General features: G+C 53.2%; 14 protein-coding genes and 1 pseudogene. 4 read left to right on the forward strand and 11 right to left on the reverse strand.

Annotation, left to right across the window (positions count from 1 at the left end; genetic code table 11):
* Window positions 1-8: 8 nt before the first annotated feature.
* A complete protein-coding gene (locus P9H32_RS16230) occupies window positions 9-821 on the reverse strand; it encodes a tRNA threonylcarbamoyladenosine dehydratase (RefSeq protein WP_322609968.1) in 813 nt (270 codons plus the stop codon).
* A 209-nt stretch (window positions 822-1,030) separates the two neighbouring features.
* Here P9H32_RS16230 and P9H32_RS16235 point away from each other — a divergent pair, with 209 nt between their 5' ends.
* On the forward strand, window positions 1,031-3,427 hold the full coding sequence (locus P9H32_RS16235) for a glycosyltransferase (protein WP_322609969.1): 2,397 nt from the start codon (window positions 1,031-1,033) through the stop codon (window positions 3,425-3,427).
* Complete coding sequence (locus P9H32_RS16240; protein WP_322609970.1) at window positions 3,414-4,097, forward strand: hypothetical protein; 684 nt, start codon at window positions 3,414-3,416, stop codon at window positions 4,095-4,097. Before P9H32_RS16235 ends, P9H32_RS16240 begins: the two co-directional genes overlap by 14 nt.
* Before the next feature lie 401 nt (window positions 4,098-4,498).
* On the opposite strand, the pseudogene P9H32_RS16245 reads toward P9H32_RS16240, so the two are convergent.
* The 4 genes and pseudogenes from P9H32_RS16245 to P9H32_RS16260 all read right to left on the reverse strand — a co-directional run.
* Window positions 4,499-5,305, reverse strand: a pseudogene (locus tag P9H32_RS16245) (lysylphosphatidylglycerol synthase transmembrane domain-containing protein); the annotation flags it as partial.
* A gap of 18 nt (window positions 5,306-5,323) precedes the next feature.
* The gene (locus tag P9H32_RS16250; protein WP_322609971.1) at window positions 5,324-5,509 is read right to left on the reverse strand and encodes a hypothetical protein; all 186 of its coding nucleotides are present in this window, start codon (window positions 5,507-5,509) and stop codon (window positions 5,324-5,326) included.
* The gene (locus P9H32_RS16255; protein ID WP_322609972.1) at window positions 5,506-5,649 is read right to left on the reverse strand and encodes a hypothetical protein; all 144 of its coding nucleotides are present in this window, start codon (window positions 5,647-5,649) and stop codon (window positions 5,506-5,508) included. The genes P9H32_RS16250 and P9H32_RS16255 overlap by 4 nt, the downstream gene beginning before the upstream one ends.
* Window positions 5,650-5,769: 120 nt before the next feature.
* Window positions 5,770-6,468 (reverse strand): zinc metallopeptidase, encoded by a 699-nt coding sequence (locus tag P9H32_RS16260; RefSeq protein ID WP_322609973.1) that lies wholly within the window; start codon window positions 6,466-6,468, stop codon window positions 5,770-5,772.
* Between the two features lie 226 nt (window positions 6,469-6,694).
* Between P9H32_RS16260 and P9H32_RS16265 the strand changes: the two genes are divergently transcribed.
* Window positions 6,695-8,593: an amidophosphoribosyltransferase gene (locus P9H32_RS16265; protein WP_322609974.1), complete on the forward strand. Its 1,899-nt coding sequence runs from the start codon at window positions 6,695-6,697 to the stop codon at window positions 8,591-8,593.
* Between the two features lie 242 nt (window positions 8,594-8,835).
* Here the strand turns inward: P9H32_RS16265 and P9H32_RS16270 are convergent, their stop codons facing one another.
* The 4 genes from P9H32_RS16270 to P9H32_RS16285 form a co-directional block, all read right to left on the reverse strand.
* Entirely contained in the window at window positions 8,836-10,248 is a 1,413-nt protein-coding gene (locus tag P9H32_RS16270; RefSeq protein WP_322609975.1) for a sugar porter family MFS transporter, read from the reverse strand.
* 147 nt (window positions 10,249-10,395) lie between these two features.
* Window positions 10,396-10,764, reverse strand: coding sequence for a hypothetical protein (locus P9H32_RS16275; RefSeq protein WP_322609976.1), 369 nt, complete (start codon window positions 10,762-10,764; stop codon window positions 10,396-10,398).
* Window positions 10,761-11,672: a glycyl-radical enzyme activating protein gene (locus tag P9H32_RS16280; RefSeq protein ID WP_322609977.1), complete on the reverse strand. Its 912-nt coding sequence runs from the start codon at window positions 11,670-11,672 to the stop codon at window positions 10,761-10,763. Before P9H32_RS16280 ends, P9H32_RS16275 begins: the two co-directional genes overlap by 4 nt.
* Window positions 11,669-13,993, reverse strand: a complete 2,325-nt coding sequence (locus P9H32_RS16285; RefSeq protein WP_322609978.1) for a pyruvate formate lyase family protein — start codon at window positions 13,991-13,993, stop codon at window positions 11,669-11,671. Before P9H32_RS16285 ends, P9H32_RS16280 begins: the two co-directional genes overlap by 4 nt.
* A 98-nt stretch (window positions 13,994-14,091) precedes the next feature.
* Here P9H32_RS16285 and P9H32_RS16290 point away from each other — a divergent pair, with 98 nt between their 5' ends.
* Complete coding sequence (locus P9H32_RS16290) at window positions 14,092-15,051, forward strand: AraC family transcriptional regulator (protein WP_322609979.1); 960 nt, start codon at window positions 14,092-14,094, stop codon at window positions 15,049-15,051.
* On the opposite strand, the gene P9H32_RS16295 is transcribed toward P9H32_RS16290, so the two are convergent.
* Together P9H32_RS16295 and P9H32_RS16300 are read right to left on the reverse strand one after the other, a co-directional pair.
* Window positions 15,042-15,854 (reverse strand): sugar phosphate isomerase/epimerase family protein, encoded by an 813-nt coding sequence (locus P9H32_RS16295; RefSeq protein ID WP_322609980.1) that lies wholly within the window; start codon window positions 15,852-15,854, stop codon window positions 15,042-15,044. The genes P9H32_RS16290 and P9H32_RS16295 overlap by 10 nt on opposite strands.
* A complete protein-coding gene (locus tag P9H32_RS16300; RefSeq protein WP_322609981.1) occupies window positions 15,851-16,822 on the reverse strand; it encodes a fatty acid desaturase in 972 nt (323 codons plus the stop codon). Before P9H32_RS16300 ends, P9H32_RS16295 begins: the two co-directional genes overlap by 4 nt.
* Window positions 16,823-16,901 lie beyond the last annotated feature (79 nt).

The following is a 16,901-nucleotide window of genomic DNA, read 5'->3' on the forward strand; positions in this document are numbered from 1 at the left end:
TTTGGTCTTTATGAAGGCGGTTCGGCTTCTGCGGTGAGGTCGTTGATGATTCTGGCGGCCATGGCGAAACCGAAGCTTCCGGTGAGGAAGGTGGCGGACCCGAAACCGAACTGGCAGTCGAGTTGTTTGGGGCCTTCGCCGGCTGCGGGTTTTTCAAAGCAGATGCCGCCGTCGGGGTGCGGATAGCGGATGGTCTCCGCAGAGAAGACGCAGGGAATACCGAATTTCTTTTTGTGCTTCAGGTGCATGCCCGGAATATTTTTACGCAGCTGTTTGCGGCAGGCTGCGAGCAGGGGATCGTTAAAGGAGTCGCGCAGGTCGGCCGTCTGGATTTTGGATGGATCCACCCGGCCGCCGGCACCGCCGCTGACGATCACCGGAATGCCGAGTTTCGTGCAGTGCGTAATAAGATGAATCTTGGCGTTTTTTTTGTCGATGGCATCCACGACGTAGGAAAGGCCGGAGGTGACCAGTTCGTCGGCGTTTTTATCAGAATAGAATTCGCGGATGGGGGTGACTTTGCACTCGGGATTGATGAGGTGAATGCGGTCGGCCAGAATATCGACTTTGGCGCGGCCGGCAGTACCGGTCATGGCGTGGATCTGGCGGTTGGTGTTTGAAAAGCAGATGTCGTCCCAGTCCACCAGCGTCAGGTGCCCGATGCCGGAACGCGCCAGCGCCTCGGCGACCCAGGAGCCGACTCCGCCGACGCCGACGATCAGCACGTGCGCTGCCCGCAGCTTTTCCATAGCGGTTTTTCCGTAGAGTCGGAAAAGTCCGCCGAACCGATGTTCATATCCGCCTGTTTCGATCTTACTCATAGATTAAAATTAGTAACCACGGAAGGCACAGAATATTCAGAAAACAGGACTTCCGTATATTCCATGTTTTCTGTGGTTCAGCTCGATTGAACGTGCGGGACTATAGTTCCGGGGATTGGAAAATCAAGCGGGGAGTTGGGGAGCGGAAACTCATGTAATCCTAATGGCCGGCCAATTCGACGGTAACGGCATCGGGTGAATTTGCGCACATGAAAACAAATGCTTCTGTATCCAAAGCCGACCTGCATGTGCACAGTAAATATTCCAACCGGCCATCCGAATGGTTTCTTCGCCGCATCGGCGCGCCGGAAAGTTTTATGGAGCCGCTGGAGGTATACCAGGTCTGCAAAAAAGCGGGCATGGATTTTGTGACGATTTCCGACCATAACTGTATTTGCGGTGCGAAGGAGATTGCTCATTTGCCGGGGACCTTTATCTCGGCTGAACTGACCACCTATTTCCCGGAAAACGGCTGCAAGGTTCATTGTCTGGTTTCGGGGATTACGGAAAACCAGTTCCGCGATATGCAGAAGGTCCGTGAAAATATTTACGATCTGCGCCAGTATATGAATCAGAACCGGGTCATTCATACGATTGCGCATCCGCTGTTCCGGGTGAACGATAAGCTGACGGTAGAGCAGGTTGAAAAACTGCTGGTGATGTTCAACCGTTTCGAAGGCATCAACGGATCGCGGGTTCCGCGGGCGTGTGAGATTGGAAATGCGATTTTCTCCAGTCTGACGCCGGATGTGATTTCCAGTCTGGCGGATAAACATAACCTCGAACCGGTCGGGCTGGAGCCGTGGAATAAAACGCTGACCGGCGGATCAGATGATCACGGCGGGCTTTATGTTGCCAGCGCGTATACGGTGACGCCGCATGCGCCGGGCGTGATTGATTTCCTGGAATATATTCGTGAGGGACAGCACGAGCCCGGCGGGGTCGGTGGAACCAGTGTCCGGCTGGCCAACAGTCTTTACCGTATTGCCTACTGCTACTACAAAGAGCGGCTTCTTTCTCCGGGAACCAACGATCGTTCGGTCATCGGTAATGTGCTGAAAACCATGGCGGAAACACCGGATGAAAAAGGGCCGGAAAAAACCGGTTTTCGGGCATCCGTCAAAGCGGCGTTTCAGAAAAAGGTTCAGAAGGCCTATGTCAAAACGCAGATGAATGAGCTGGAGCAGATGATTGTTGAGGAGCTTACACGCGTACTTGAAAATGATCCGCAGCAGCCGGTCGAGGATGAGGATTCGGTTAATTTCAAGTCGGCCTGCCGCCTGAGTCAGGAACTGAGTTTTGCGTTCATTCAAAAGGCGGCGAAAAAGATCCGCAAGGGCGAACTGATCGGATCGTTGCAGGCGGTTTCGTCGCTGGGCCCCGTTGCGCTCGGTATTGCGCCGTATCTGACGGCATTCGCCACGCAGCATAAGGACGAGGAATTTCTGCGCCGCGTGGCCAACCGTTTTCCAGCGGCTGGAAGTCTTAAGGAAAAAACCGGCCGCAAAGCGTGGGTCACCGATACATTCACCGATGTCAACGGGGTCACGAAAACCATTCGCACCCTGGCCGCTATGGCGAAGGAGAATCACAAGGAGATCACCGTCATTACCAGTCTCGATGAAGAGCCGACGGCCGATTTTCCGGTTAAAAATTTTAAGCCGGTGGGTTCGTTCAGAATGCCGGAATATGAATCGCTCATGATCAGCTATCCGCCGTTCATGGAGATGCTCGCTTACCTTGAAAAAGAGGAGTTTGATGAAGTCATCATTTCCACACCGGGAACGCTGGGGATCTGTGCGCTGGGTGCGGCCTACATGCTGGGCCTGAAAACCAAAGGCATCTATCACACGGATTTTCCGCGCTTCTTTTCCGATATTCTGGACGATGAAAAAATGGGCGAGGCGGCCTGGCGCTTTATGCGCTGGTTCTATGGCCGGGTGGATCAGATTCTCGTCCCGACCCGGCAGTATAAAACCCGGTTGATGGATGGCGGATTTGACGCCGGTAAAATCGATGTCATGCCGCGCGGAATTAATCGTGAACGGTTCAGTCCGGAACATCGGAACCGGGCCATGTGGGAAAAAAATTATAACCGCAACGGAAGTTTTAAATTTATTTATGCCGGCCGCGTTTCGCGGGAGAAAAATATCGAAGTTATGCTCAAGGCCTTTACCCGGCTGGTGGAAAGCGGAAGCGATGCGGATCTGATTGTGGTGGGCGACGGACCGCAGCGGGATGAGCTGCAGCTGAAGTACAACGATCCGCAGATTGTTTTTACCGGCTATCTCTACGGTGACGAACTGGCTGAAGTCTATGCCAGTGCTGATCTGTTTGTATTCCCGAGCCTGACGGACACCTTCGGGAATGTCGTGCTCGAAGCCCATGCGTCCGGTCTTCCGGCGATTGTTTCAAACGAGGGCGGTCCGCAGGAAATTGTGGAATCGCACAACTCGGGGCTGGTGGTAAACGCCCGTACACCGGATGAACTGTTTGAGGCGATGAAGCGTGTCACCGGGGATTATGCACTTTATGAACAGCTCAAAATCAATGCCGGTCTTAAAGCGCAGGACAGCCGATGGGAGCACGCCCTTGAAAAATTGTAAACATGATCGGTGTCGCATGATTCGCGGTGCGCTCGGTTTTGCCGTGCTGCTATGCGGCATTTCCGTCAGGGCTTTGGAAACCCTTCCGCTTCTGCCGGACGGGGCATCGAAAACGCTGCTGGAAAGCAGAAACCCGATCTACTGCGAAACCGAGGGACGGGTTCCGGTGGATTATGCTCAGGCTCTGAAGGTGTATGCGCATCCGGACCTGCTGGTGAATGTGCAGGCGGCGTATTCCGAGCATGTGCTGAAAGAAGGTGCGCCCGAATTCTCCATTCAGCAGACCGCCGAAAAGAAATTTCACTATGTGAACCGCAAAAAGGAACGCACCGATATTTCAGAAATCTTTCGCCGCGAAACCTCCGACACCACGTTTGATATTATCCTCTATTCCTCTGGAAAACGTTTCTTCGGAAATTATCAGGCCGTTATTCATGTGCAGTTGCTCGATTGCGGTGACGCGGGCGTCGGTTACGTGGCATCGGTCTATGCCTACCCGGAAAATGCGGTGAGCCGCTTTTTTTCCCGTCATCTCGGACTGGTGGAAAAATACTTCAATAAAAAGACCGGGCATCTTACCGAAATGATTACTGTAATTTCCCGCAGCCTGTGTGAACAGGCAGCGGTTGCGCAAGACGAACCGGAAGAACGGGGGAGTCAGACATCATGACGACGAATCCCCGGGTTCCGACCTTTCCCGCTCCGCAGAAACCGGAGTATGCCAAGCTCACCCGACCGGCCCCCGTGCAGGTCCCGCCGACAGCAATTAACCGGCCATAGCTGCCGGCACTGCAGTAATGAGAAAGGGGCCAGCCGGCTTCTTTTCAGAGGGCTTGGATAAATACAGGCACGCGCTACGGTTACTTTTTCAGCTTCGGCTGCAACCCGCTTTTCCGATTCATATCCCGCATATTGGTTGGATTCTTCACAGGTCTCTTCAAAAAATACACCTCATAATTTCATACATTGCAATGTATGAAATTATAAATGCGGCCGGGGCGTCTGCTGAATATTGGAGAGTGTTGAAGCGGTGCCGTTTTCAGGAATGCAAAGCCCGGCTGTTCTGCTCGGCTATATCAGTTTTTTGAGCGTTCGCGTAAAGATGATTCCGCCGAAAAGCAGATAGAAGTGGTAGGTAAAAATCCGCCAGAGCAGGATGACAACGCCGACGTGATTGAGGGGGATTAGACGGGGCAGGGCGAGGGCGGCGAGGACTTCAACGCTTCCGCCGCCTCCGGGAGCGACGACGAGCATGGAAATCATGAACAGTGCACCTTGCATGACGATGAGGGGCAGGGGATTGACGGAGGTTCCGAGCAGGTAAATGGCGAGGGGAAGAATGCTGTACCGTGCGGTGAACTGAAGCGCAGCGAGGACGAAATTGATGGCGAGAAGGCCGCGGTGGTTTTTGAAAATAAGAGTAACGGCATTTTGGCCCTGCCGGAAACCGTGGGTTAGGTTTCTGCGGGCGAGCCGGAGACGTCCGCCCATGCGGTGTTTTCGATAGGTCTGCTGTTTTTCCAGCGATTGGAAAATCCGTTTGCGCCAGGCATAGAGCGGAACCGGAATGAGCAGGAGGGCGAGCCATTGTATGGACAGATTTCCGGAGAGGGAATCGAGCGGTATATATTTGAGCAGGGAAGCAATGGGAAAGGGAATGATGGAGATGAAAAAGAGCATATCGATGAAAACGTCGGCCGCCAGAAGGGATGCGCCGTGAACATAGGAGATGCCGGATTTTTTGAGGAATCCGAGCCGGATGGCGGCGCCGTCGACCCCGCCGGGGGAGGCCATGACGCCGAATTCGAAGGAGACGGCAATGCTCCATGCCCGGGGATAGCTGATGGGATGACCGATGCAGCGGCTCATCAGCCAGAAGCGTGCGCCGTTGCAGCACTACGCGAGCAGAATGGGAATTGAGAGGAGAGCGACGCTCGGCCGGCGCACCGTTTCTTTCAGCAGTTTGAGCGTGTCGCCTGTGGAGGTGAAAAGGAGTACAAGACTGGATAGGATCACAGTGATCACCAGTCCCTGAATAGCGATTTTTGAAAACGTCCGGGGGTTGAGGTCCGGCGGGTTCATCCGCCTGCACTGTTCGGCGGTTGGGTGTTACGGTGCGACGGCACGATCAGCACATGCCCGATATCGGGCCGGATGCCGTAGCGGTGCCTCACGTCTTCGTTCAGCGGGCTGTAAAACGGCATGATGTCGCAGATGTTCATAAACGTCCGGAACTTTGGCCGGGCGGTGTTCATAAAGATCTAGCGAAACGTTGCTGTTGTGTGAGCGGGTTTTGATTTGTCCGGAGCATGATGCCCCGGACATTGGGAGGGCGGAAAGGCTCAGTCGTCGCGGCCGCCGAGCAGGCCGAGGCGCATGAGGTAGTAGAGCAGGGTGAGCAGGGCGGTGACGGCGGAGGCAACATAGGTCAGGAAGGCGGCATCGAGCACTTTTCCGGCGTCGGCGGCTTCGGAGGGCAGAACAATGCCGTCGGTGACCATCTGTCGTTTTGCGCGGGCGGAGGCATCCCATTCGACCGGCAGAGTGACGACGGAAAAAAGAAAGCCGATGCCGAAAAGGATGACGCCGAGTTTGATCATGCCCATGCTCTGCATAAAAATACCGAGGAAAATAAAGACGTAGGAACCCCAGGAGCTGAACTGGGTGACCGGCACCATGGCGCTGCGGATCTGGAGCGGGACGTAGCCCTGGGCATGCTGCAGCGCGTGACCGGCCTCGTGGCAGGCGACGCCGATAGCGGAGAGCGACGGCGAATCATAGACATCGGGCGACAGATTCAGAGTCCGGTTGGCGGGGTTGTAGTGATCGGAAAGAAAGCCGCGGGTACGGTTGATCGCAACATCGTGCAGTCCGGCGCGGTCGAGCATCTGTCGGGCGGCCTGAGCCCCGGTCATGCGCGAGCCGGCGATGACACGGGCATATTTATTGAAGGTTCCTTTGGTTTTTGCAGAGGCGATTCCGGCAAGAATCAGGCCGGGGATCATGAACAGCCAGTAGACGGGATCGAGCGATAACAGCATAACTTTTACTTCCTTGTTAAGGTTTGCCCCATAGACGACCAGACGGTCGGAATGTTCAAAAATGTTGCAGAAAATATGGTGAATAAAGGGGTTTCCGGCAATTGCAATTATGTTGACGAATTTGTAGCGGATGAAAGTCGGCAGAGGGACTTGACCGGGGGAATGATCTAGGGCACGGTGCGCCTTTTCCTAATCAAACCCGAACATAACCAGAGGACGGTATGTTATGAGCGATTGGATCGGTCATGAGTGCGGTATTGCCGCGGTACGATTGTTGAAGCCTCTCGATTACTACATCGAGAAATACGGAACCGCAATGTATGCGGTGAATAAGCTGACTCTCCTGATGGAGAAGCAGCATAACCGCGGTCAGGATGGTGCCGGCGCCTGCGCCATCAAACTCGATATGCCTCCCGGCGAGCCCTACATTTTCCGTACCCGCTCGGCCGACAAAAATCCGATCATGGCGGTACGCAACCGCATGGTGAAAGCCTTTGCCGATGCCCGCGAAAAAAATCCCGAAAAAATGAATGACGGGGAGTGGGTGAAAAACAACGTGCTGTTTGCCGGCGAGTTGCTGCTCGGCCATCTGCGCTACGGCACTCACGGAGCTCAGGGCGAATCGTTCTGCCATCCCTTTCTGCGTCAGAACAACTGGATGACCCGTAACCTGGTGGTTGCGGGTAATTTTAATTTAACGAACAACAACGAGCTGTTCGATATGCTCGTCGAACTGGGGCAGCACCCGCGTAACAAAGCCGATACCGTGATGGTTCTTGAAAAAATGGGCCATTTTCTCGATGAAGCCAACGATTTCCTCTTTCGCAAATATCGCAAAGAAGGGCTGAGCCGTATGGAAATCACGGACAAAATCATCCAGGAGCTGGATGTGATCCGGATTCTGAAAAAGGCGACGCGGTCGTTTGACGGCGGCTATGTGATGTGCGGCATGATCGGACACGGCGATCTGTTTGCCCTGCGCGACCCGAGCGGCATCCGGCCGGGCTTCTACTATCATGATGATGAAATTGTGCTGATTGCTTCCGAGCGTCCGCAGATCCAGACGGCGCTGAATGTGCCAGTTGAATCCGTGAAGGAGATCGAGCCGGGGCATGCGCTGGTGGTGAAACGTACCGGCGAAGTGGTGATGAAAGAGGTCAATAAACCGCTGGAAAAAACGCCGTGTTCATTCGAACGGATCTATTTTTCCCGCGGAACTGACAAGGATATTTATCAGGAACGCAAGAATCTCGGCCGTTCTCTGGTGCGGCGGGTGATGGATACGGTGGATTATGATCTGGAAAATACCGTTTTTTCCTATATCCCGAATACGGCGGAAACTGCCTTCCGCGGGCTTGTGGAAGGTGTGAAGGATCTGGTGACTGAGCGCACGAAAGGGCAGTTGCTTCAGGACGGTGGGCGAATGAGTGCTGAGCGCATTGACGAACTGCTCTCATTTCAGCCGCGCGTTGAAAAGCTGATGACCAAAGACGCCAAGCTGCGCACGTTTATTACGGCCGATGCCGACCGCAACGATTTGGTGGCGCAGGTCTATGACACCACTTACGGCATTGTGAAGCCCAACGACACCCTTGTGATTCTTGACGATTCTATTGTGCGCGGTACGACGCTGCGGACCTCCATTCTCCGTATTCTCGACCGCCTCGGCATGAAAAAAGTCGTGATTGTTTCATCAGCTCCGCAGATTCGGTATCCCGACTGCTACGGCATTGATATGTCGAAAATGAAGGATTTCATTGCGTTTGAAGCTGCCGTGGAACTGGTTCGTGATACCGGCCGCGAAGAGTTGCTGGAAGACATTTTTATGTCCTGTCTGGACGACGAGGAAAAACCAATGATCCAGGCCGAAAACCAGGTGAAAAAGCTGTTTGAGCCTTTTACAGCCGATGAAATTTCCAAGAAAATCGCTGAAATTTTAACGCCCAAAGGCATGAAAGCCGAAGTGGAAATTATTTACCAGAGCATTGAAGGGCTTCACAAAGCCTGCCCGAATCACAAGGGCGACTGGTATTTCACCGGAAACTATCCGACGCCCGGCGGCCACCGCGTAGCCAACCGTTCATTCATCAATTTCATGAAAAAAAGCGACGCCCGCGCATATTAATCAGCTCTGCTGATGGCGTATGGGTTAGTCCTGTGCCTTGGTTTACCGATTTTACAGGGAAGACGTGTTCTTCATGGATCATTTCAATTCTCCTAAGCGCTTGAAGAGCACGTCGGGTCTTCAACTCAGTTTCATCTTTTCCAGATAAAAGATGTTATGCTTGCTTCACGTGTAACAAATTCGCGGGAAGCATGCTGGTAGCTTTATTTTTTTAGACTGATGAGCCGTCGAATTCCGGTTGATTATGATCTGTCAGGTGAGAGCCAGGATCGTTCGATTTCTTCGATGGTTCGGCCTTTGGTTTCGGGCATGAGGAATTTGACCATGAGCAACAGCAGGATGAGTTCTCCGGCAAAAATAAAGTAGAGGGTGCCCGGCGGTGCGTTGGCTTCTACGATGGGAAATAACTGGGCGACGGTGGCGCTGGTCAACCAGATGAAGACGGTGGCCAACGATATCGCTTTACCGCGTACGCGGTTGGGGAAGATTTCGGAGACGACCACAAATTTTACCGGTCCCAGTGCGCACGCAAAGAAGGCGATGAACATATTGATGGCTATGACGATGGGCCAACCCATGATGCCGCGGGCAAAGAACGTTCCGATTAGAAGCATGGAGAGCATGGATCCACTTGCTCCAACGGTCAGCAGTTTGCGGCGTCCGGCGGAGTCGACAAAGAACAGGGCGAAGATGGTGGCAATGAAGTTGATGATGGCGATGATGGAAAATCCGCCGAGCGATCCGCTGAGTCCGAGCCCGGCATCTTCGAAAATGCGGGGGCCGTAATAGAAAATAACAGATACGCCGCAGGCTTCAGAAAGAACACAAATCAACACCGCCAGAATTAAGGGTTTACTCAGGCGCCGGGTAAAAAGGTCCGCAAAATGAACCTCACCTTCTTCGTTCAGTGTCTCTTCGATTTCAGCCCGGATTGTTGCCGCTTTCCGAGGGCCGTTGATTCGGGCAAGGATGGATTCGGCTTTTCCGGATCGTTGATTTTTGACCAGCCAGCGCGGGCTTTCCGGAATGAAGAAAGCACAGATGAGAAATAAGATGCCGGGCAGGGCTTCAGCCATAAACATGGCCCGCCAGTTTTCATCGACAGCAAACTGTTTCCAGAAGCTGGATAAAGCGTTCGAATCTGCGTTGTTTTGTGCAAAATTAAAAATGCCCCAGTTGGCAAAAACGCACATGACGATACCGATGGTGATCGTGAGCTGGAAAAGGGTGACCATGCGGCCGCGGTGTTTTTCGGGAGAGACTTCGGAGATATAGAGCGGGCAGATCATGGTCGCCGCGCCGATGCCGATCCCGCCCAGCAGGCGCGCCATGATCAGTTGGTCGGCACTGCCGGCGAGTCCGCTCCACATGGCCGAAATAAAGATCATGATAGAGGAAATCATGAGCGTGATTTTACGTCCAACTGCATCCGATACCGGGCCGGCTATGCCGGAGCCGACCGCACAGCCCCATAGCACACAGCTGACGAACCAGCCCAGTTGCGCTTCAGTGAAGCTGAACTGTTTTTCGACCTGACTGGTTGTGCCCGAAACAACAACTGCATCATAACCGAAAAGAAGCCCGCCGCAGGCTGCGACCAGGCAGATGAACCAGAGATAGGCCATTGAGCCGCTACTCGTGCTGTTTGCTTCCATGATACATAATCCTTCCAGATGTTTAAAAAATAGAACGGGTAACAAACAGTATCCAGAATGCGGTTAGGGTCCGCCATGGATAAAGTAACGGTTGAAATGGATAATTCCCCGACCGCATTTTCCGGTGAATGTTTTCGAACCTTTCCGTCAGGAGAGACTTCTGGATATGCCAACAATAAAAATGCCGGTTACCGTCAGTCCGTAGCCTATCCCTTCAAGCGGCGGAAGTTCGGTCGGGGAGAGCAGGGTTATTTTTCCGGAAGGGGCCCGGGCCTGCATTAAAACGGCGGAGAGCATGACCAGGACAATGATGCAGGACATAATGAGCCCAAGTGAAGCGCCCCGTACATCGGCCCAGCACATCAGATATTGCGCGGTGACGATGGTCAGCGCGATGCCGGCAATCCATCCTGCTGAAGGAAGAGCATGCACCAGTGCGAATTTCGCTTTTTTCAGGCAGATCACTGTTCCGACATTGGTAAACGCTGCGAGCAGTACAATTAAAACATTTTTCATGTCATGCGTCCTTTTAAAACGATACAGGCCTTCTTTTCCGGTCCGAGGTTTGCAATGGCGGTTTGCAGCAGATCAGCGCCATGGTTGCGCGTGATCAGCGGTGTGTTTTCAAAAGGCCATCGTTTTTGCAGTCTTCGGTATTTATCCGTTGCGAGGTTGTTGAATGCACACAGTTCCCAGCGTTCAATCTGCTCCGACCAGTGTTCCTTCAGAAACCGGGCAATGGCTCTTATATTTGCTCTGCTGTCGGTGGCCCCGGGAATCAGCGGTGTGCGGATCCATAGTTTAAGTCCGGGGTGCTTCGCGGCATAAGCGCTGATTCTGCGGAAGTTTTCCAGCGTCTGCCGATTATCCCTTCCGGTCCATTGTTTGTGTAGATTCGGATTCATGATTTTCAGGTCGAAGAGCATCAGGTCGGTGTGGGGCAGGACCATGGCAACCGCGCGATCTGATGCTGCGCCGCAGGTATCGATTGCTGTGTGGAATCCGGCCTGTCTGCAGCGCTGAAGCAGGGCGGAAACAAAGACGGGCTGCTGCAGCGGTTCGCCTCCACTGAAGGTGACACCGCCGTTTTCAAAAAAGTCGGCATCGCGTTGGATTTCGATGAAAAGCTGTTCTTCGGTCCTGGTCTGGCGCAGTTGTTTCAAGGCCTTGGATGGGCAGTCTTTCACGGTTTTCAGGTTGCCGTTCCAGTTTGAATGATGTGTTCGTTCTCCGGTCTCATTGAAGCAGAATCCACATCCGATGCACTTCGATTCATCGAGCCAGATTTCCTGTTCTGATGACTGGCTTTCGGGATTATGACACCACGCACAGCGCAACGGACAGCCTTTCATAAAGACTGTGGTGCGCAGTCCCGGGCCGTCGTGCGTCTGCATGCGTTTAATGCTGAAGGTATGGCCGGTCACTGGAGCGATTCGTAGTTTGCGCGCTCGATGAACTCCTTCTGAAACTGGCGATCCATCTTGGTGAAGTGGGCGGAATAGCCGGTGACCTTAACGACGATATCGTCATATTTTTCATCCTCGGGATGTTCATAGGCCTTTTTCAGATCTTCGAGGTCAAAAATATTGAGATTGATTTGAACCCCGCCTTTTTTAAAGAAGGTTCGGGCAAACTGCTCGACGAGTTCGCCTCGGTTATTCTCTTCCGGAAAATAACTCGGGTGGAGTTCGACCTGAAAGGAGCCGCCCTGATATTTTGCAAAGTCGAGTTTGCAGAATGAGTTTGCTGTGGCGGTCATGCCCTTACGGTTTCGTTTATGCATCGGGTTCATTCCGTGTGCCAGCGGTTCGCTGCGTTTCCGGCCGTCCGGTGTGGCGCCGAGATAGGGGCCCGCGACGGTGTGGCCCTGATACTGAAAAAGGGATACACGGAAATGACCGCCTTTGATACAGCGCTTGGATTCCATCGTTTCACGGATCTGTTCTGAAACCTGAACGGCCATGGCATCGACGTTATCCTCATCGTTTCCAAACTTTGGAAGGTTCAGCAGTACCTGACGCATAATTTCTTCGTTCTCACCGGTCCAGTCGGATGCACAGGCATCGCGCACCTGTTTGAGTGTGAATCTTTTCTGTTCAAAAACGGCGGTTTTGAGGGCATACATCGAATCAGCGACATTCGGAACGCCGAGAATGTTGACTGATGGATAGTTGTAGTCGACGGCATCGAAATCGGTCACATCGCGGCCTTTTTCAATGGGTCCGTGTGAAACCAATGAGGTGATCATTTCCGGCCAGAGGCTGGCGTGATATTTGTAGGCTTCATTTTTAAACGCCACTAAGGCTTCGGCGGTTTGATCCACTTCTTCGCAATAGAGTGTCCAGAAGGCATCCCAATCCCTGATGTTCTGATCTATGGCTCGATCTATGGTCCGTTGCATCGGAGAAATGAGTACAATGCAGTTGACGTCCTGGTCCTGATATTCGCGTCCCGGAATACAGTACCACTGGCATCCGCTATACGAGGTGTTCAGGGCATGGGCTTCGTTGAATCCGGTACGTAACTGGCTGGCCACCATTACGTCGGAATTGAGCAGTGCCGGAACACCGCAGCCATGGCGGCCGACAACATCGCATGCATAGTTGAAAAATGCCGGGTCCATGTCGGCGTGCCATTGGACGCCGAACTGATTGTAGCCGCCGACCATGTCGTAGGCTTCGAGTCCGATCCAGCTCATTTCACTGGTTGCATCGGAACCGTCTTCCTTTCGGCCGCCGTAGGAGAGATGCGGGCCGTATTTCAGGTACCACTCGCCCAGCAGTTCGCGGGCGCGTTCGCGGTTGATGCGACCTGCGGTTTTGTCTTTTTCGTAAAACGGCATGAGCAGCTGGTCGAAACGGCCGTAGCCGTTGCCATGTCCGTTGATGCGTTCCACAACCATGTAGAGCATAATCCACTGGAGGGCTTCGTGGTAGGTTCCGGGAGGGTCACAGACTATGTTTGAACAGTTTTGAGCAACAATTTCATAGGAGGTTTTGCGCTCCGGATCGGTTTCATATTCGGCGAGCTGAGCCGCTTTTTCGGCGTGGCGCTGTACGAAATCGATGACAGCCAAAACAATCTGTTCGCTGGCCGAGAGGTAGGTGGCGGATTTTTCGTTGCCGAAAGATTCGTGTTTATTGCGCGAGGTCCGGACTTTTTCAAGGAGTCCGCCCCATCCGAGTTTGAGACCGATCGAGAGATCGGGGCAGCAATGAGCCAGACTGAACCCGCCGGCACCCAGCGCACGGGCTTTCAAACCTAGTTCGGCGTGAGATTGGGGATATTTATAATAGCGCGCTTCATCGAGCTGCCAGTGAAATTCGCCAACGATCTGTTCGTAGGGATGAACTTCCGCTTCGGAGTGACGTAGAAAAAAGGCATAGTCTTCCGCCCAATTGGTGACGGTCGGTTCATAGCCTTTTACTTTGGAGGGCATTTGATCGGCAAAAGGAAAAGGACCGCCGCCGTCAATGCGCGCGGTGTGGTCGCCAATGTTGATGCGTTCATCTTCGTCGGCGGCCTGTTCGCCGGTGGCCGCGGCGAAGGTTTCGGCTTTGCCCGACCAATGGTAGATTAAAAACTCAGCGTTGTCGCAGTAGATGTCCTTTTTATGATTTTTTGCCAGCCAGTCGCGGCGGTCGATTAACTTTTTGATACGGTTATTCGGTTTAAAGACGCTGTTGTGCAGGTCGGCGCTGTAGGTACGCTTTTCGGTTCTATAGTCAAAGGTTTGCATATCCATTCTCCTGATTGGTCCCTATGTTTTACCGTCCGGGAAATTAAATTCACCATGGACAAGCTGTTGAATAAGATGGATAATAACCCGATATGATAGAGAAAATGCCAGTGGCGTGTGAGGCGGAGGTGTTGCGGCTCCTTCGTGAAAACGGATTACAATGTGCGAAACTGTCCGATCTGTCGTTGCCGGACATCCGGCATGCGCAGCGCGGTGCTTTTCCGGATATGCGCATGGCACATCTTGCAGCCCATCTGCGGGATGAATTTCTGAGCCGGCCTCTCACAGAAGATCTGCTCTGTACGCGGGTCGGTTTTCAGGGGCCGTCACCGGCCCATTATATTCCCCGGCCGGCAGGGAGTTATGATCACATTCTGATTTACTGTACGGAAGGCCGCGGCTGGCTGGACATCGATGAGCAGGTTCGTTCGGTTGAAAAGCACGAGGCCTTTCTGATTCCGGCACATATTCCGCATCGCTATGGCGCTGACCCAGAGCGGCCGTGGTCTAATTTCTGGGTACACTTTCAGGGGAGGCAGGCCGGTGCTTTTGCCCGGCAGATCGTTCCGGACCCCGGAAATCCGGTGATCCATCTGCCTCGGCATCCTGAGATGATTGCCTGTATTGAGCAACTTTATCAGTTTATGAGCCGGGTGCACACCCATCAGACGCTGGTGGCGGCCGGCGGAGCTCTCAGTCAGCTGCTCGGGGTCATTCAATTGCATATGCATTCTTCAGAATTACGGTTGAGAACAGCGGATGAAAATCTTGATAAAACAGTGGAGTTTATGCACCGCAATCTAAGCCGTAAACTCGGTCTGAAAGAATTGGCCGGAATTGCCGGAATGAGTATGAATCATTACGGGGCGCTTTTCAGAAAGCGCTACAGCAGTACGCCGATTGACTACTTCAACCGTCTGAAAATACAGCGGGCCTGCGAGCTGTTGGTTACGACCAACCTCCGGGTCGGTGAAGCGGGAGAGCAGCTGGGGTTTCCGGATCCTTATTATTTTTCCCGTCTATTTAAAAAAATCATGGGTGTGGCTCCGCGCGATTACCGGTAGCGTTCGCGCAGCAGTTTCATCATATACAGATTAATATCCCACTGGTTGGAAATCGGCTGCTGGGTCAGGGGCAGCTGCTGGGTGTAGGGCCAGGGGCCGAATTCGCAGGTGATGGTCAGTTGCGCGGAACCTTTTTTCCGGTGCGTTTCTACAATACGGTCCCACCAGCCGAGAAAGCGTTCAACAACCGGCCCGTTTTCCGGAGCGCGTGGATCATTGATCTGCGGCCCCTGTTCGTGTCCGACGCGGGCATGGATGTGGTCTGTGCGGTTAATGGCTTCATTGATATGATTTTCCTGCCCTTCGAGCAGCGATTCCGATACGCAGCACCAGTGCGAGAAATCGGCCGTCAGCCGAAGGTCGGGCCGTTGTTTCAGGTAGTGAAAGGTCAGCAGGCCGTGATAGGGAAAACGTCCGCGGTGCGTTTCGTGTATAATCGGTACACCGGAAGCGGCGCGGATTTCCTGAGCAATATCGATGAGTTCAAGATTCTGCTCAACACGGAAGAAGTCCAGTCCGGTGTGGCAGTTCAGCAACTGCGGCCGGTAATCGGCAATGCGTTCAAGGTTTTCGCGGTAGTGTTTTTTATGTTCTTCAAAGTCGTGATGGCGTGTGCCGGAGTGCTGGGCAACATATTCAAGACCGTTTGCGTTCAGCTGGACAAGCTGGGCGTCGGCTTCATCGGCCTCAGCCGCAAGATTGAGCTCAATGCCATCGAACCCGGCATCAGCCACCTGTCGGCAGAAGGTGTTGAAATCGAGATGTTCAAAGCCCCAGTGCGGGGTGAAGAATTTGATTGTCATAGGGTTTTCTCCGGGAGTTTCGGCGTGAAGCAATAGGTTGGATCCTTCTGCTGCTTCAGGACGGTTGAAATGATTTCGCGATAGGCGGCGAGCCAGCTGGAATAGGTTTCCGGCAACTGGGTTTTTATTTTTTCGTGGAGCTTTGGCAGGGCATGAAACGGAACGGCCGGAAACATGTGGTGTTCGATGTGATAGTTCATATTCCAGTAAAGAAAACGGGTGAGCGGATTAAGGTAGACATCGCGCGTGCAGAGCCGATGATCGCGTACGTTTACTTCCATGCCGATATGCTGAATCAGATCCAGTGAGCGGCCGAGCGGGGCTCCGTAAAAGCGGGCAAAGATGGTGTAGACCGCCGGCAGCCAGCTGTTGAATATAAAACAGGATGCAATGATGAGGCTGTGCCCCAGCAGCCACCAACGGGAGCTCCAGATCATTTTATTCCATTCATTTTTCGGGACGATGCTCCGGGTTTCCTTATCCAGGATGCCGAGCGCGTGACGGGCGATCGGGATCGGATTGAAGAGTCCGACTGCGATAAATTTCGGCAGCATTTTCCACAGGGTGATGGTGCGCTGGATTTCAATTTCCGGATCGTCCTCTTCGTAATAGGTGAAGTTATGATGCTGCAGATGACCGTAGCGGTTGTGCACCATTTCGACGCCATTGAAAAAAGAAGAAATCCAGCACCAGAACCCGTTGAGTTTTTTGTTTTTGAAGGGCGTGCCGTGAAAGGTTTCATGCATCATGTGGTTCCAGAAACAGTAAACTGTGCCATAGATGAAAAAGGCCGGGATCATCCAGACCGTTCCAATGGAAAAATACGCAGCCGTTCCGAGACCGATAAGCAGGGTCAGATAGAGTGCGGTGTGGATAATGCCGGCGATATCGCTCTTCCGCATCAGTTGTTTCAGTTCCTCCTTCGGTACGTCGCATTTGTACCAGCGCGGTTTGTCGGTTGCTTTCATGATCTCTCCCGGATTTGTTATTGAGATGAAATATAGATAATCCGAAAGAGAATCCCATGGACGCAATCCTGCGATAGAT

Source organism: Pontiella agarivorans (assembly GCF_034531395.1).
Taxonomy (GTDB): Bacteria; Verrucomicrobiota; Kiritimatiellia; order Kiritimatiellales; family Pontiellaceae; genus Pontiella; species Pontiella agarivorans.

Bases quoted from the DNA above. Each gene is read 5' to 3' on its own strand.
- P9H32_RS16290 (WP_322609979.1), top strand. From the start codon at position 14,092: ATGCCAGTGGCGTGTGAGGCGGAGGTGTTGCGGCTCCTTCGTGAAAAC.
- P9H32_RS16255 (WP_322609972.1), bottom strand. From the start codon at position 5,649: ATGAACATCTGCGACATCATGCCGTTTTACAGCCCGCTGAACGAAGAC.
- P9H32_RS16285 (WP_322609978.1), bottom strand. From the start codon at position 13,993: ATGGATATGCAAACCTTTGACTATAGAACCGAAAAGCGTACCTACAGC.
- P9H32_RS16300 (WP_322609981.1), bottom strand. From the start codon at position 16,822: ATGAAAGCAACCGACAAACCGCGCTGGTACAAATGCGACGTACCGAAG.
- P9H32_RS16270 (WP_322609975.1), bottom strand. From the start codon at position 10,248: ATGGAAGCAAACAGCACGAGTAGCGGCTCAATGGCCTATCTCTGGTTC.
- P9H32_RS16265 (WP_322609974.1), top strand. From the start codon at position 6,695: ATGAGCGATTGGATCGGTCATGAGTGCGGTATTGCCGCGGTACGATTG.
- P9H32_RS16250 (WP_322609971.1), bottom strand. From the start codon at position 5,509: ATGAACCCGCCGGACCTCAACCCCCGGACGTTTTCAAAAATCGCTATT.
- P9H32_RS16275 (WP_322609976.1), bottom strand. From the start codon at position 10,764: ATGAAAAATGTTTTAATTGTACTGCTCGCAGCGTTTACCAATGTCGGA.
- P9H32_RS16235 (WP_322609969.1), top strand. From the start codon at position 1,031: ATGAAAACAAATGCTTCTGTATCCAAAGCCGACCTGCATGTGCACAGT.
- P9H32_RS16295 (WP_322609980.1), bottom strand. From the start codon at position 15,854: ATGACAATCAAATTCTTCACCCCGCACTGGGGCTTTGAACATCTCGAT.
- P9H32_RS16260 (WP_322609973.1), bottom strand. From the start codon at position 6,468: ATGCTGTTATCGCTCGATCCCGTCTACTGGCTGTTCATGATCCCCGGC.
- P9H32_RS16230 (WP_322609968.1), bottom strand. From the start codon at position 821: ATGAGTAAGATCGAAACAGGCGGATATGAACATCGGTTCGGCGGACTT.